The organism is Dyadobacter sp. 676 (genome assembly GCF_040448675.1).
GTDB lineage: Bacteria > Bacteroidota > Bacteroidia > Cytophagales > Spirosomataceae > Dyadobacter.
The window spans coordinates 6485399-6501829 of sequence record NZ_CP159289.1 but is presented as its reverse complement, the minus strand read 5'-3'; the positions used below and the strand labels follow the sequence as shown (position 1 = coordinate 6501829).

15 protein-coding genes are annotated in these 16431 nt (G+C 50.4%); 12 read left to right on the top strand and 3 right to left on the bottom strand.

Annotation, left to right across the window (positions count from 1 at the left end; translation table 11 throughout):
• The first annotated feature begins 78 nt into the window (after window positions 1-78).
• The 9 genes from infC to ABV298_RS28520 all read left to right on the top strand — a co-directional run bounded on the left by infC (window position 79) and on the right by ABV298_RS28520 (window position 8554).
• Entirely contained in the window at window positions 79-627 is a 549-nt protein-coding gene (infC, locus tag ABV298_RS28560; protein ID WP_353719539.1) for a translation initiation factor IF-3, read from the top strand.
• A gap of 131 nt (window positions 628-758) precedes the next feature.
• Window positions 759-953: a 50S ribosomal protein L35 gene (rpmI, locus tag ABV298_RS28555; RefSeq protein WP_015810726.1), complete on the top strand. Its 195-nt coding sequence runs from the start codon at window positions 759-761 to the stop codon at window positions 951-953.
• A 102-nt stretch (window positions 954-1055) separates the two neighbouring features.
• Entirely contained in the window at window positions 1056-1400 is a 345-nt protein-coding gene (rplT, locus tag ABV298_RS28550; RefSeq protein ID WP_015810727.1) for a 50S ribosomal protein L20, read from the top strand.
• Between the two features lie 93 nt (window positions 1401-1493).
• Window positions 1494-2006 carry a hypothetical protein gene (locus ABV298_RS28545; protein ID WP_353719538.1) on the top strand — a complete coding sequence of 171 codons (513 nt, stop codon included), beginning with the start codon at window positions 1494-1496 and terminating at the stop codon, window positions 2004-2006.
• Window positions 2007-2117: 111 nt separating this feature from the next.
• Window positions 2118-4664 (top strand): phosphocholine-specific phospholipase C, encoded by a 2547-nt coding sequence (locus ABV298_RS28540; RefSeq protein ID WP_353719537.1) that lies wholly within the window; start codon window positions 2118-2120, stop codon window positions 4662-4664.
• 159 nt (window positions 4665-4823) lie between these two features.
• Window positions 4824-6740, top strand: a complete 1917-nt coding sequence (dnaK, locus tag ABV298_RS28535) for a molecular chaperone DnaK (protein ID WP_353719536.1) — start codon at window positions 4824-4826, stop codon at window positions 6738-6740.
• 188 nt (window positions 6741-6928) lie between these two features.
• Window positions 6929-7144: a hypothetical protein gene (locus ABV298_RS28530; RefSeq protein WP_353719535.1), complete on the top strand. Its 216-nt coding sequence runs from the start codon at window positions 6929-6931 to the stop codon at window positions 7142-7144.
• Entirely contained in the window at window positions 7141-7959 is an 819-nt protein-coding gene (locus ABV298_RS28525) for an SDR family oxidoreductase (protein WP_353719534.1), read from the top strand. Before ABV298_RS28530 ends, ABV298_RS28525 begins: the two co-directional genes overlap by 4 nt.
• A 238-nt stretch (window positions 7960-8197) precedes the next feature.
• Window positions 8198-8554, top strand: coding sequence for a VanZ family protein (locus tag ABV298_RS28520; RefSeq protein ID WP_353719533.1), 357 nt, complete (start codon window positions 8198-8200; stop codon window positions 8552-8554).
• On the opposite strand, the gene pgi is transcribed toward ABV298_RS28520, so the two are convergent.
• The 3 genes from pgi to ABV298_RS28505 all read right to left on the bottom strand — a co-directional run bounded on the left by pgi (window position 8551) and on the right by ABV298_RS28505 (window position 12396).
• Complete coding sequence (pgi, locus tag ABV298_RS28515) at window positions 8551-10200, bottom strand: glucose-6-phosphate isomerase (protein WP_353719532.1); 1650 nt, start codon at window positions 10198-10200, stop codon at window positions 8551-8553. The two genes, ABV298_RS28520 and pgi, sit on opposite strands and share 4 nt — an antisense overlap.
• A gap of 81 nt (window positions 10201-10281) precedes the next feature.
• Complete coding sequence (locus ABV298_RS28510) at window positions 10282-11121, bottom strand: sugar phosphate isomerase/epimerase (RefSeq protein WP_353719531.1); 840 nt, start codon at window positions 11119-11121, stop codon at window positions 10282-10284.
• 69 nt (window positions 11122-11190) lie between these two features.
• Window positions 11191-12396, bottom strand: coding sequence for a DUF5009 domain-containing protein (locus ABV298_RS28505; protein WP_353719530.1), 1206 nt, complete (start codon window positions 12394-12396; stop codon window positions 11191-11193).
• 168 nt (window positions 12397-12564) lie between these two features.
• On the opposite strand from ABV298_RS28505, the gene ABV298_RS28500 reads away from it, so the two are divergent.
• Genes ABV298_RS28500 through ABV298_RS28490 form a run of 3 tightly spaced genes read left to right on the top strand, consistent with a single transcriptional unit; the run spans window position 12565 to window position 16420 of the window.
• On the top strand, window positions 12565-13875 hold the full coding sequence (locus ABV298_RS28500; RefSeq protein ID WP_353719529.1) for an SWIM zinc finger family protein: 1311 nt from the start codon (window positions 12565-12567) through the stop codon (window positions 13873-13875).
• Between the two features lie 14 nt (window positions 13876-13889).
• Complete coding sequence (locus tag ABV298_RS28495; protein WP_353719528.1) at window positions 13890-15338, top strand: DUF5691 domain-containing protein; 1449 nt, start codon at window positions 13890-13892, stop codon at window positions 15336-15338.
• On the top strand, window positions 15338-16420 hold the full coding sequence (locus ABV298_RS28490; protein ID WP_353719527.1) for an AAA family ATPase: 1083 nt from the start codon (window positions 15338-15340) through the stop codon (window positions 16418-16420). Before ABV298_RS28495 ends, ABV298_RS28490 begins: the two co-directional genes overlap by 1 nt.
• Window positions 16421-16431: the final 11 nt, after the last annotated feature.

Below are 16431 nucleotides of genomic sequence, written 5' to 3'. Positions count from 1 at the left end.
AAGGCACTATTTTTGTGAGAGCAGTGTTAGATTTTTCGATTTCCACCAAAAAATAAAAAAAACACCAATACAAATTATATGGCATTAAGACCCCCTAGTGGACGGTTAAGAGTTCCCGAAGAACCTTATAAAATAAACGAACGAATTACAGCAAAAGAAGTACGGTTGGTGGGCGAAAACATCGAACCGGGTATAGTAGATATCAATGCCGCCCGAGCGATTGCGAAGGCACAAGGGCTTGACCTCGTGGAGATTGCGCCCACGGCGGTCCCGCCGGTCTGCAAAGTAGTGGACTACTCGAAGTTCAAATACGAGCAGAAGAAAAAACAAAAGGAAATCAAGGCAAAGGCCCAGAAGGTGGTGATCAAGGAGATCCGTTTCGGCCCGAACACGGACGACCACGACTTCGATTTTAAATTGAAGCACGCGATCAACTTCCTCAAAGAAGGTTCGAAAGTGAAAGCATATGTGCATTTCGTGGGACGTACAATCGTCTTCAAAGAGCGCGGTGTGAACCTTCTGAACAAATTCTCCGAAGCATTGGCCGACTATGGCAAGCTGGAAATGGAGCCGAAGCTGGAAGGAAAACGGATGACGATCATCCTCACTCCTACCGCCAAAAAGTAGTATCCCATTATTCTAGATAATAATTCAGATCGTGTTTCAGGCGTATGTCAGGAACACGATTTTATTTTATGTAAAATTTCGCTAATTTTGCGCGCTGTTTTATATTTTATCAACTATTAGTTTTTTGAATCATGCCTAAAATGAAAACCAACTCCGGGGCTAAAAAGCGTTTCGCGCTGACTGGCACCGGAAAAATCAAACGTAAGCACGCTTTCCACAGCCACATCCTGACCAAGAAATCAAACAAGCGCAAGCGTGGTTTGGTAAAGACTGGTCTGATCGATGAGTCTAACGAGAAGCAAGTATTGGCGATGCTTCGGAAATAATCCGTAAAGAGCCGATCAGAAATTAAAATCTGGTTTTTTGTTCAACCCGATAAAAGGCATTAAAGTCTCAGCGGAGCGCCGATTATCAAAAACAGTTAAATTATGCCACGTTCAGTAAATCACGTAGCGTCACGTGCAAGACGTAAAAAAGTTTTAAAACTCGCGAAAGGCTATTTCGGCCGTCGCAAAAATGTATGGACCGTTGCCAAGAACGCCGTGGAGCGCGGTTTGGCTTACGCATACGAAGGCCGTAAACAGAAGAAACGTAATTTCCGCGCCTTGTGGATCCAGCGTATCAACGCAGGAACCCGCCAGCACGGATTGTCTTATTCTGCTTTCATCGGCAAACTTAATGCAAAAGGCATCGAGCTGAACAGGAAAGTTCTGGCGGATCTCGCGATGAACCATCCTGACGCATTCAAAGCGATCGTTGATCAGGTAAAATAAAACAGCATCCCGCCTCCCCGGCGGGATTTTTTTTGCATAAAATTTGGATATTGCAGGTACAAACCAACTCTCGTACCTCAAAACCAAATAGAAATGCTGGAACAACTCTTCGACCTCGTACAACAAAATTCACAACAAGCTGTCGTTCAGAACCCCGCGGTACCCAACGAGCATAATGAGGAAGTCATGAACACGTTGGCAAGCTCCATCACTGGCGGCTTGCAGGAACAGGTACAAAGCGGCAACATCAGCGGACTGATGGGGCTGTTTGGTGGCGAAAGCGGCACTTCGGCAGGTTCGCTTCTGAACAATCCCATTGTAGCGTCCATCGCCAGCAACGCCGTTGGCGCAATCGTGCAGAAATTCGGATTAAACAGCCAGGTGGCCGGTAACATCGTCAACTCGGTATTGCCGGGTGTGCTGGGCGCAGTAATTGGTCAGTTGAACGGATCGGGTGGCCAGGGCACAGGCAATGGCTTCGACCTCGGATCGCTCATTCAAATGGGGGGCGGCCTCTTCGGCGGCGGCAACGACCAGCAAGGCAAGCCGGCTTCGGGCGGTATCGATCTGGGCGGCATGCTCGGCGGCCTGTTCGGCGGAAAGTAAGCCGTAAAGAATAACAGCAACATAAAGCAGGGGCTTTAAAACGATAGTACATTTGCACAAAATAATGTACTATCGTAAAGCCCTTTTTCCTTTTTATAACTCACCTTAACCATGGATTCGAGAAGAGAATTTATCCGGAAAGCCACCATGCTCACCGGAGCAGCCGGATTGTTCAGCACCCTGCCCGCTTCAATTCAGAAAGCATTAGCAATAAACCCTCCCAAAGGCACAACCTGGAAGGACGCCGAACATGTGGTTATACTCATGCAGGAAAACCGCTCATTCGACCATTCCTACGGAACGCTCCGCGGCGTCCGCGGTTTCAACGACCCCAGGGCCATTACGCTTCCGAATAACAACCCGGTTTGGCTGCAAACCAATGCATTCGGAGAAACTTACGCACCTTTTCGCCTGAATATCAAGGAGTCCAAGGCAACCTGGATGGGCTCGCTCCCGCATTCCTGGCCAAACCAGGTGGACGCCCGTAATGAAGGCAAATATGATAAATGGCTCATCGCCAAGCAACCCGGCAATAAGGATTATGCCAAAATGCCTTTAACGCTGGGTTATTATAATCGCGAGGACATTCCCTTTTATTATGCGATGGCGGACGCGTTTACGGTTTGCGATCAGAATTTCTGTTCGTCGCTCACAGGTACTACCCCGAACCGTCTTTACCTCTGGACCGGCACCGTCCGCGAAAACCCGGACCCCGACAAAAACTACGCCAATATCCGCAATGAAAACGTAACCGCCGACCGGGAAGCATCGTGGACGACCTTTCCGGAGCGGCTCGAAGACAATGGCATTTCGTGGCGGATTTATCAGAACGAGCTCAGTATCAATACCGGTTTTACAGGTGAAGAAGATGCATGGCTGGCCAATTTTACGGATAACCCGATCGAATGGTTTACCCAATACAATATCCGCTACCACACCGGCTATCAGCGCTATTTGAAAGAACGCCAGCAGATGCTACCACGGGAGATCGAACAAGCGCAGGCAAAATTGAAAACGTTGTCGGGCAAGGAAGCCGACGATCTTGAAAAAGTACTGAAAGAAAAACGTGCGTTACTGAAACTGGCGAATGAGGAATTGATCCGGTGGAGCCCCGAAAAGTTCGAAAAGTTGTCGCAGCGGGAGAAAAATCTTCACAATAAAGCATTCACGGTCAACAGGAACGATCCCGATTACCGTAAAATCACAACCGTAAAATATCACGACGGCGACATCGAGCACGAAGCAAAGGCCCCTATGGGGGACGTGCTGTACCAGTTCCGTTCGGACGTTAAAACCGGTTCACTGCCGACGGTGTCCTGGCTGGTAGCTCCCGAAAACTTCTCCGATCACCCGGGCGCTCCCTGGTATGGTGCGTGGTATGTTTCAGAGGTTTTAGATATTCTGACTACCAATCCGGAGGTTTGGAAAAAGACGATTTTCATTCTTTGCTACGATGAAAACGACGGCTATTTCGACCACGTGCCGCCGTATGTTGTTCCTGATCCTTACAAAGAAGACACCGGCGCCGTTTCTGCGGGCATCGACTGCAAAACGGAATTTGTCACTCTGGAACAGGATATGACGAAAAAGAAAAAGGAGGAATGCCGCGAGAGCCCTATCGGGCTGGGTTACCGCGTGCCGCTAATCATCGCCTCGCCCTGGAACCGCGGCGGCAATGTGTGCTCGGAAGTATTCGACCACACTTCCATTTTGCAGTTCCTCGAAAAGTTTGTGAGCCTCAAATCAGGTAAACAAGTGAAGGAAACAAATATCAGCGAATGGCGGCGCACTATTTGCGGTGATTTGACTTCGACGTTCACGCCCTACGACGGTAAGGAAATAAAGCTCCCGACATTCGTGGAGCGGGAAGAGTTTATGGAAAGCATTTTCAATGCGAAATTCAAAAAGCTTCCGAACGGTTACAAGGCATTATCAAAAGCTGAAATTGAAGAAGTAAACAAAAAACCCCTCGCCTCTCCTATCCTACCCAATCAGGAAAAAGGTACGCGGCCTGCCTGCGCGATCCCGTATGAATTATATGCCGACGGCGCATTCAACTCTGCCAAAAATGCATTTGAAATTAAGCTGGAAGCCAGAAATGGCATATTTCGCGACAAATCTGCCGGTTCGCCGTTTATTGTGTACGCCCTGGGAAAATACAAAAACGAGCAAGTCAAGGTCTGGAACTACGCCGTGAAAGCCGGAGATGCCCTGACCGGCTCCTGGAATATCCCCGATTTCCAAAATCAACATTATCATTTAAGGGTGTATGGTCCCAACGGCTTCTTTCGGGAATATAGTGGCGATAAGGAACACGCGTTTGTGAAAGTCGAGTGCGCCTACCAGTTGGACAGAAGTAAAAAACCGACAGGGCACATCGAATTGAAAATCAGCAATCTGCATCCTGCGGAAAAGTGCAGCGTGACGATCACCGACAACGCCTACGGGGCTGCCATTCAAAGCATTACACTGGAAAAAGCATCCGCGGGGACGAAATCCCGCAAAATCATTGTGCTTAATCTAGCAAAGAACTTCAACTGGTACGATTTCACCGTCGCAATGGAAGGTACCGAAAACGCCTTCTCGCGCTTTGCAGGTCATGTCGAAACCGGTGCACCAAGCCAGAGCGACCCGTATATGGGACAAATGCTGAGTTGACCCTTTCCCGTGTCAGGCTGTTTTACGGCCTGACACTTTGTCATTCCGGTTTTGTATGAAACTTTCTGGTACGGGGTTTTTAATAAAACTCCCAGTGACCGTCGAAAGGGGCGGTCGGAATTCCAGAATCAAATCATATTTAACTTATAAAATAGAACAATGGGAAAAATTATTGGCATAGACTTAGGAACAACGAACTCCTGCGTGGCTGTCATGGAGGGTAACGAGCCGGTTGTAATAGCCAACAGCGAAGGTGCCCGCACTACTCCTTCTGTGGTTGCATTCATGGATAACGGTGAACGCAAAATCGGAGCACCGGCCAAACGTCAGGCGATTACGAATCCCAAGCATACTATTAGCTCCATCAAGAGATTCATGGGTAAAAAATACGACGACACAACGTCTGAAATGAAGACCGTTGCGTACAGCGTAGAAAAAGGCCCTAACAATACCCCACGCATTCCGATCGGTGACCGCCTTTACACACCACAGGAAGTTTCCGCTTTCATTCTTCAAAAAATGAGGCAAACCGCGGAAGATTACCTGGGCCAGGAAGTTACCGAAGCGGTGATCACCGTTCCCGCATACTTTAACGACGCGGAACGCCAGGCTACAAAAGAAGCCGGCCAGATCGCCGGTCTGGATGTAAAACGTATCATCAACGAGCCTACTGCTGCTGCCCTGGCTTACGGTCTGGACAAACAGCACAAGGATATGAAAATTGCCGTGTTCGACTTGGGCGGCGGTACTTTCGACGTATCCATTCTTGAACTGGGTGACGGCGTATTCGAAGTAAAATCTACCGACGGTGATACCCACCTGGGTGGTGACGACTTCGACCAGGTAATCATCAACTGGCTGGCGGAGGAATTCCAGAAAGACGAAGGCGTCGATCTAAAAAAAGACCCGATGGCGTTGCAGCGTCTGAAAGAAGCTGCCGAAAAGGCAAAAGTCGAATTGTCGAGCTCTACTCAGACTGAAATCAACCTGCCATACATCTTCCCGGTAGACGGTATTCCAAAACACCTCGTGCGCACGCTGACCCGTTCGAAGTTCGAGCAGCTCTCCGACTCGCTGTTCCAACGCATGATGGAGCCTTGCAAGAGGGCAATGAAAAACGCCGGTTACTCAAACAGCGATATCGATGAGGTAATCCTCGTAGGGGGTTCTACCCGTATCCCTCGCGTACAAGAGGAAGTTGAGAAGTTCTTTGGCAAAAAACCATCGAAGAACGTTAACCCCGACGAAGCTGTGGCCGTAGGTGCTGCAATTCAGGGTGGTGTACTCACCGGTGAGGTAAAAGACGTACTTCTTCTGGACGTTATCCCTCTGTCGCTGGGTATCGAGACTTTGGGGGGTGTGTTCACCAAGCTCATCGAAGCGAACACTACAATCCCGTCGAAGAAAACCGAAGTGTTCTCGACTGCCGCCGACAACCAGCCTTCCGTGGAAATCCACGTGTTGCAAGGCGAGCGCCCGATGGCTAACCAGAACCGTACGCTGGGACGTTTCCACTTGTCGGATATCCCGCCTGCACAGCGCGGTGTGCCTCAGATCGAAGTAACATTCGACGTCGATGCGAACGGTATCCTGCACGTTTCCGCGAAGGACAAAGGAACCGGTAAAGAGCAAAAAATCCGGATCGAAGCTTCCAGCGGTCTGACCGACGCAGAAATCAACAGAATGCGCGAAGAAGCCAAAGCGAACGAGGCTGCCGATAAAGCGGAACGTGAAAAAATCGAAAAAATCAATGCTGCCGACAGCCTGATCTTCTCGACCGAGAAACAGTTGAAAGAATATGGCGACAAACTTTCGGCCGGCAACAAGTCGAATATCGAAGGAGCGTTGGCAGAATTGAAAACTGCCCACCAGTCGCAAGACCTTGGAGGTATCGACACTGCTATGGAGAAACTGAATGCGGCATGGCAGGCTTCGGCACAGGAAATGTACGCACAAGGCGGTGAACCAGCCGGAGGCGCCCAGCCCGGTGCAGGCGGCCCTAACGGAAACCCGGGTGCCGGCAACAACGGTTCGACTGACGACGTGACGGACGTTAATTTCGAAGAAGTAAAATAAGAATCAGATTAGAAAAAGTCCCCGTCCGTCAAACAGATGGGGATTTTTTTTACACCCAGTGTTACATTTTGGGGCTTTCGAGCGTATATAAAAATAGAAAATCCACTCCCGGATAGCTGGCACTGATTTTTTTAAACCGAGTACAGTCATCATCAATCTAATTAACCATTAAACAAAATTCATCTCCTATGGACGCAAGAATCGCATTACCGGAATTGATGTACCTTTCACCCACCACGCGTGAAAAAGCGGTGGCCGTTGCCCAGGAACTTTTGAGATCAACCAATGTTTCTCCCCGCGAGGCTGTTTCCAAAGCAATTCTGATTGCGAAAAACTGGGCGGTCAAGAATGTGAACCGTCGCGTTTGGAAAAAATTGAAATCCGTTGAAAAGGAAATCATATGATCGAACTGAAATTCAAAGATCAGGTCGTCATCGTGACAGGATCCAGCTCGGGGATCGGTAAAGCCTGTGCTCTTCATTTCGGGAGTAATGGCGCACATGTGGTGGTGAATTACAGCTCCAACGAGGAAGCGGGCCGTGAAGTAGTCGAAGAAATCCGGTCCAATGGCGGAAGTGCCATTCTCGTCAGGGCTGACGTGAGTGAGGAAGAAGATGTAAAAGCATTATTCGCCGAAGCTGTGAATCAGTTCGGGCGCGTGGATGTGCTTGTAAGCAACGCGGGTCTGCAACAGGACGCGCCTTTCCTTGAAATGACGCTTGCCCAATGGCAGAAAGTCATCGACATCAACCTTACCGGCCAATTTCTGGCTTGCCGCGAGGCGGCAAAGCAGTTCATCGCTCAGGACCAATCAGTTAATCGCAATGCGCACAGTGAATTGGCGATCGGGAAAATCGTGCTGATGAGCTCCGTCCACGACGTTATCCCTTGGGCGGGACATGTTAACTACGCAGCTTCTAAGGGCGGCGTGATGATGTTCATGAAGTCTATATCCCAGGAACTTGCACCTTACAAAATTCGGGTGAATTCCGTAAGTCCCGGGGCGATCAAAACCCCGATTAATAAGGAAGTATGGTCTGACCCGGACAAATACAAAAGCTTGTTGCAGCTGATTCCATACAAACGCATCGGCACGGCGCAGGATGTCGCCAAGGCCGTCGCCTGGCTCGCATCGGACGATTCGGATTATGTTAATGGTGAAACACTATACATCGACGGTGGAATGACGCTCTATCCGGAGTTTGCGGATAACGGATAAGGTGGGGGCAGTAGGCTGTAAGCAATAGGCTTTAAGCTATAAGCATTAGAGAAGCGAGATACGGCATTGTCGGGTAAGTGCATACCAGCTGAATAACAGCCCATTAGCGCAGCCTATTACTTACAGTTTACAGCCTATTGCTTATAGCTTATCGCCCACTACTCACCGCTTCCCGACTTAAATTTCAAAAAACCGGGCGCGTTTTTCAGCATACTATTTCAAAAAAGCATTCTTGGAAATGTTACAATCCACAATCCGGCTCATAGTTCGGCATCAATGGCTTATCTGGTTTTGGAGTTTACTGATCTTGGTTGCGTGCACATGGCCGGGCAAAGACCTGCCCGCCGCTCCCGTCTTAGGTTTCGATAAAATTGTCCACTCGGGACTCTTTACGGTATGGACGATTCTCGCGCTGATTATTTACCCCGAAAAAAGCCGCTTGGTTGTAGCGTTGGGATTAGCTTATGGGCTGGGACTGGAATTTTACCAACAGCTCCTGCCATTCGACCGCACTTTTGACTGGTGGGATGCCGTAGCAGATGCTGTTGGTGTGGGAATTGGTTATCTCTTTACAAAGCTGGTGCTGAAAAACTAGCGCCAACGTTTATACTGGTTGATCAACCCGTTAGTCGAGCTGTCGTGGTTGGAAACCGGCCAGTCATTCTGCAATTCGGGATAAATTTTGTTGGCGAGTTGTTTGCCAAGTTCAACGCCCCATTGGTCGAAGCTATAAATGTTCCAGATTACGCCCTGTACGAAAATTTTGTGCTCGTACATCGCGATCAGGCTGCCCAGCACTTTCGGGGTGATTTTCTTTACGAGAATCGAGTTGGTGGGACGATTACCGGAGAAAACTTTAAAAGGCGCGATCTGCTCGATCTCCGCATCGCTCTTTCCCGCGGCTTTCAACTCCGCGCGGACTTCTTCGTCGGTCTTCCCGTTCATCAATGCTTCGGTTTGCGCGAAGAAATTGGATAACAGCAGCTTGTGGTGCTCGCCCAGCGGATTGTGGCTGACAGCCGGCGCAATGAAATCGCAAGGAATCAGTTTCGTGCCCTGGTGGATCAACTGGTAAAATGCATGTTGCCCGTTGGTACCCGGTTCACCCCAGATTACCGGACCAGTTTGGTAACCTACCGGCTTGCCGTTACGACCGGTGCTCTTTCCATTACTTTCCATATCGCCTTGCTGGAAATAAGCAGCAAAGCGGTGCAGGTATTGATCGTACGGCAGGATCGCCTGGGTTTGCGCATCGAAGAAGTCGTTATACCAGATTCCGATCAATGCGAGGATCACCGGAATGTTGCGTTCGAGTTTGGTAGTCCGGAAATGCTTGTCCATTTCATGGGCACCGGTGAGCAATTGCTCGAAGTTCTGAAAGCCTACATAGCAGGCAATCGACAAACCGATCGCCGACCACAGCGAGTAACGGCCTCCGACCCAATCCCAGAAACCGAACATGTTTTCAGGATCGATCCCGAATTTTTCCACTTCGGTTCGGTTGGTCGAGATGGCGACGAAATGCTTTTTCACATGCTCTTCGTCGGACGCCTTTTCCAGGAACCAGTTCCTCGCGCTGTGTGCATTCGCCATTGTCTCCTGGGTCGTGAACGTCTTGGAAGCGATCATGAACAACGTCGTCTCAGGATTGAGCGTCTTCACGGTTTCGGCGATGTGCGTACCGTCGACATTGGACACGAAATGCACATTCAAGCCATTTTTGGCGTAGGCTTTCAGCGCCTCGGTCACCATTACCGGGCCCAGGTCGCTACCGCCGATACCAATGTTCACGATGTTGGTGATTTCCTTTCCCGTGTAACCTTTCCACGCACCCGATCTCACGCGCGTCGAAAAATCTTTCATTTTCGCAAGCACCTCATTCACGTCGGGCATTACGTCCTTGCCATCCACGAGCACGGGCTCGTTGGAACGGTTGCGCAATGCGGTATGCAACACGGCACGGCCTTCGGTTGCATTGATTTTCGCCCCCGTGAACATCGCCTCGATCGCCTCCGCCAGGCCGGCTTCTTCCGCCAACTGGATCAGGTATGAGCGTGTGCGCGAATTGATTCGGTTTTTAGAATAATCCAGTAATATATCCCCGAAACGGATGGAGAATTTTTTATGCCGGTCGGGATCTTCTTCGAAGAGGCTTTTTAAATGCTTTTGTGAAATGGTTTTGTGATGCGTTTTCAGCTTTTTGTAAGCCGCCAACTGATCAAAGGGGACGTTTGATAGCATTATTTCTGGCGTTATGGTAAAAAATCAAACCTTGTTCATGCAAAAATAGGGTTTTACGGCACTTTATACGTTTTTTCCATATTAACTCGCCTCGCAAACTCCCCGGAAATATCCCACCGACTCGGCGATGCCCGCCAGCGGGTCCTTCATATCCTTCTCATATTCAAGGCTGCATGATCCCGCATATTTGATTTTTCGCAACATTTTCACAAATGCAGGAATATCGATAATTCCGCGGCCCAATTCACAGGTTTTACCGTCCTTTGTCGCCGCAGTCACATTTTTAAGGTGTATGTCGAAAATACGCTTGCTGTATTTACCGAGGTCGGCGACAGAATCCTGGTTGTCGCGTTTGTTGTGCCCCATGTCGAAACAAAGACCTACGCGCGGATCAAGGTCTTTCACATGGTTGTAAACCGAAGCGGCGTTGGGGTAAAGCTTATCCTCCGGACCATGGTTATGGATTGCATAGCGGATATTGTACTCCTTCACCTTTTGCTCCACATATTTCAGGTCCTCGTGGTTAGGGATACCGACAATCAGGTCGACGCCCACGCGCTTCGCGTAATCGAATGCATTATCGATATCCTGATGGGTTTTCGTATAAATCGGTCCCACGGCATATCCCGTCACCCCGGCGTCTTTCAGTTTCTGATGAAATGTGGAGATTTGCTCGGCAGTGCTGTTGTAAGGCAAGTGAAAATCTTTGATACACAGGTAATGAACATCTGTCCTCTTCATCATCTCAAGAGCCTCTTCGAGTTTGAAATGATAAAAACTGTAACCGGCGATACCCAGTTTGAAGGTGTCTTCCTTTTTTTGCCGCACCGGGCCTGCAATGCTTTTTTCTGGAAATGAAACAATGCTGCCTGCCATCAGACCGGCGATGCCCTTCTTGACAAATGTTCTCCTGGAATTCATTCTGATTGATTTGATATCTATTGCTGTTTCAATAAAAGACGAAGAGCCGCGGATTTACCACCTATCCTTTCAAATCTTAAGTTTTATTCCAATCCGATTGACGGCGCCCGTCAGCAAAATTACCAGCATCGAAAAACAGGCCGATTTTACCAACCCGACCGCGCCCGTGCGAAGGGCCATCGGCAGGCTTATCCCCGCCAGGGTAATCACCGCATACCATATATAAGGGATGAGATAACAAGTGAGAGTGGCGGTTCCCGCAGGTTTGATGACATCCGCCCAGTTCTTTATCTTTTTCAAATCGATCAGCCAGAACAGAAAAGCAAACGTAATAAAGCTGATACCGGTGCAAATGCCCACCCATGCCGGTGTCGCCCTTATTTTTGATATTCCCCAAAAAGGCCGGGTACCGAAGCCATACGCCAGGCATATCGAGCCTAAAACGACGAGCACAACCAGGTACGCGGCCCCGATGGCGTTGCGGCTGGCGTTGTTCCTGTAAATTACCGACGCCACTACCCCGCCCATCACGAAGGCCGGCATCGAGCCGCTTCCCACAATCCACACATATTTTTTCACCGGATCCAGAAAATCGAGTGTACCGGCAAAGTCGGCGAGGTTGAAAAGCACGAAAAAAAGCCAGCCGCCGACGACCCACGCAAGGCGGTCACCGGTAACGACATACGCAAGCGCGCTCAACAGGTACGACCAGCCGATAAGCCCGAGAATGCCATACCAATGCGTTCCCATCCAGGCAGGGTTTTCGGCATCGCCCCCTTTGTAAATGATCGCCAGACCGGCAAGCGACAGATAACCAAAGACTTTCAAAGCCGCATAAACCCATTTTCTTTCGGGATTGGACGGGTATACATTCCAGATCAGGAAAAAAGCGACTACCATCCCGATCTCCCACACGTACTTACTGACGACCATTGCACCGCCTGCGATATTTTCGTAATTCACGATGAATATGCCCATCAGCAGCAATGCAAATGTCCTCTCTCCGATATGCCTGATGATTAACGCATTACTATCTCCTTTTTTCCTGCGGTTGGAAATCGCGAAAGGAATGGAGAGCCCGACAATAAACAGGAACCCGGGAAATACGACGTCCGAAAGCCCCATAGCATCCTCGGCTGCTTTGCTGTGTTCCAACCACCCCGGCACACCTTCGAGCGTCCAGAGATCGTTCACGAAAATCATCAGAAACATGGTTACCGCCCGGAAAAGGTCGATCGAATCCAGGCGAAGCGGGGATGAGGCAACTTTATTCATCGAAAAGATTGGATTTAGGAAAGCCTAATATAGCGTTTTTTAGCCTATTCGCCGATCGTTCATCCGTTTGGGTCTCCTCGACTTATTTCCGCGACAGTGACAAATCGCACGGCGATTTTGTGAACTGTAATCCTTATTTTAGCATTTCTGATTTTTTGAATCCACTGAATGCTGTACAACCGGGAACAGATCCTGCAACTCGCCCCCGACGAAGCCTCCGCCAGAGCCGGCCAGCAGTTGGCTACCCGTTCGAAGTGGGTCGTCGTTTATGCCAATCGCAAAGCGCTTTGGGGTGACTGCCAGGGCAGCGGCAAAACACCGTATAAAACCATTGTAGACCTGACCAACCTTGCATTCAAATGCACCTGTCCCAGCCGGAAGTTCCCCTGCAAGCACGGATTGGGCCTGCTTTTACTTTACGCACAGGACCCGGGCGCTTTCCATGACGAAGCCGCATTGCCGGAACACGTGGCGGAATGGCTCGGTAAACGGGAAGTCAGGGACGCTGCCAGGGAACAGAAATCGGACAGACAGCCCGACGACGCTGCGAGGGTCAAACGCGTGGAAGCACGTGAAAGGAAAGTCGACAGCGGGATCGCGGAGCTGCGGGCGTGGCTGCGCGACGTAATCCGCAACGGGCTGATGCACGTTCCGCAACAGGCATATCAGTTCAATGCCAACATTACCGCACGGATGATCGATGCGCAAGCGGGTGGACTCGCGGCACAGTTGCGGCAGGTTAACCTGCTCAACTTCTTCACCGATGGCTGGCAAAAACCATTATTGAAACGTCTGTCCGGCTTATACATGCTCACGGAAGGTTACCTCCGTCGTGACCAGCTGCCTCCGGAGCTCGCCCATGAATTACGAACGCTCGTCGGCTGGACCACCTCCCGCGAGGAGGTACTGGAAGGAGCGGCCATTGCCGATCATTGGATCGTACTTTCGGTCACGAGCACCGAGGAAGGCAACCTGACCACCGAACGGATCTGGCTTTTTGGCCGCAACTCTGCGCGCTTCGCATTGCTGCTGAATTTCTACGCCGGCAACCAGGTGCCGCAGCATATGCTCTTTCCCGGCATGCATTTACAGGCCGAACTGGCATTCTATCCGGGAGCCAATCCGGTGCGGGCGCTGATAAGGCAGCAGCAGACTTTGCCACCCAAGGGCATCAATATAAATACAACAAGCTATCTGCCGGACATTTACACAAGAATCACCGAAACATTGGCCGCGAATGTCTTTACGGAACAAGTTCCTTTCATTTTAAATGATGCAAAGCTGATCGTGAAGGATGAGCATTGGTTTCTCGTCGATCCCGAAGGGAATGCGGCGCCGGTTTCCAATGACGAAGATGAGCGCTGGACGGTCCTGGCATTCAGTACGGGCCAACCATTTTCGGTTTTTGGGGTTTATGAAAATGAAACATTCGGGTTGCATTATGTATGGACGCGATTTAAAGGGTTATTTGTGAAATGATGCAGCCGGAAATTATGAAAGCCGCGTTACTCGGAACCGGCCGGTTTACACCTGAAAACCAACAAGATGACTTACCGATAATAGCCAGGATCGGGGCGTTGGGCAGTGACCGGGAAGACCGTTTCCTCAAAACAGCCTTCACCGCCCTGTTGTACGAGGAAGCTGGCGCAAAGCCATCAAAGATCGACCATACGCTTCCCGGATGCCCGCCCGAAACCCGGCAACCCGCCGGCGACAAAATCACCGGCCTGATCCATGCCTCATTGAAAGACCGAAACGAAGTGCTGTTTCGCTACTACCTTTTCAGACTGGTAAAATCGGGAAAGGTTTTGCAATCCTGGCTGGTGCCGATGGTATTGAACAAGGCATTGAATTCGGGAAAGGATCGGTTACAACTATTGGATGCCTGCGGGCAGGCCGGGCAGTGGCTTTGCCGTCTCAATCCAAAATGGAGCACTACGCCGGCAACAGCCAAAGGAGACGAAAACATCTGGGAAACAGGAACTTTGGAAGAAAGAAAAACCTATTTGACCAGCTTGCGGAAAACAGATCCCGAGGGCGCCATCGCGCTTCTTGAAAATACGCTGGCAGAAGAAAATGCCGGAAACCGCCTGATATTCGTACAATTGCTATCGGAAGGGCTATCGCTCAGAGACGAACCCTTTTTACAGAAATTAACTTCGGACAAGAGCCAGAAAGTAAAGGAAACCGCATTCGATCTTCTTAAACAAATTCCCGGTTCGGCGTTAAACCACGCTTATCTGGAAGCGCTGACCCGGGTGCTCGAAGTCCGCGAGGAAAAGCATTTATTAATAACCAAAAAGAAGGTGCTGACAATCCGTGGAGACATGCCTCTTGACGACGGGCTTTTTAAGACCGGCATAGAGAGAGTGAGCAGGGAAAAAGGCGTGGAAGACTATGTCTATCACGCAGCCCAGCTGATGGCCTGGGTCGATCCCGTAGTGCTGGCCAATGCGTTAGGGACGACGGAGCAGCAATTGATCACATTCCTGCTGGGCCAGAAAGCAGCCGGTACGCTGATGCCGTTCCTGGTGCGCGCAGCCGTACGTTTCCGGAACAAAGCCTGGTGTTTCGCCTTGCTGCACCGGGAAGAGGCCACGGATATCCGCCTTCTCGACGCATTGGAAGAAAGCGAGCGTCAGGCATTTTATGGCCGCTTTTTGAACAACAACCTGACCGGCCTGCTTACCTACCTCTTCGACGACAACTATACGCCGCTTCCTTTGAAACTGGCCGGGGACATCATCGATTACCTCATCCGCTTTCCTTATAATGTTACGCAGGCCGTTTACCACCGGCTTGCATTGCACCTGCCCGTCGCCGCATTTGCGAAGCTCCAAGCTGTTATCAACGATCCGAGGCAGGATTATCAGACGAGGTATTTTAAAACACAAGCATCTGAAATGATGCGTATTAAAGAACTCATTCAACAGATAGACTAATGTCACAGCACGTTTTAAGGCAGGCCGCGGAAGAGCAGTTTGCATTGGAAATAGAAGAAATCGGCAAGCAGGACAAGCATCCGCGCCCTGAAAACTGGAAGCTGTCGCCGCATGCGGTGGTTACCTACCTTATGGGCGGACGGCTCGATAACGGCTTCAAAGTGAGCGCGAAATATATCGGAAACCGCAGGCTCATGGAAATTGCGGTCGCCACGCTTACCACCGACCGCGCCCTGCTGCTGTACGGCCTGCCGGGAACCGCGAAATCATGGGTTTCGGAACACATCAGCGCGGCAATCTCGGGCGACTCCGGGCTCGTCGTACAGGGAACAGCGGGAACCAGTGAGGAAGCGGTCCGCTATGGCTGGAACTACGCGCAACTGCTTTCGGCCGGCCCGGTGCCGGAAGCGGTTGTGGAAACGCCGGTGATGAGGGCCATGAGGGAAGGCAAAATAGTCCGCATCGAAGAACTTACCCGTATCGGTTCCGACGTACAGGACAGCCTGATCACCATCCTTTCGGAGAAAATGCTGCCGATTCCGGAGCTGAATATGAAAGTCGAGGCGATAAGGGGATTCAATGTGATTGCTACTGCCAATAACCGCGACAAGGGTGTGAACGACCTGTCGAGCGCGTTGAAGCGGCGCTTTAATACCGTAATACTGCCCGTACCGGCTACCATGGAAGAGGAAGTCGAGATCGTACAACAGCGCGTAGCGAGTTTCAGCAAGGGCATCGATTTACCCACGAACAAACCAATACTTGAAGAGATCAATCGCATTGTGACGATTTTCAGGGAGTTACGCAACGGCGTTTCCAACGATGGCAAAACCAAACTCAAAATTCCGTCGGGAACGTTGAGCACCGCCGAAGCGATTTCGGTGATGAATAGCGGACTCTCCCTCGCCTATCATTTCGGCGATGCGAGCCTGACAGCTGACGACCTCGCCAGCGGGCTCGTTGGCGCGGTGATCAAGGATCCGGTGCAGGACAAAATCGTTTTCCAGGAATATATGGAGACCGTGCTGAAACAACGCGACGGCTGGAAAGACCTGTACCGCGCCTGCCGCGATGTGATCTGACACCCGCTGTT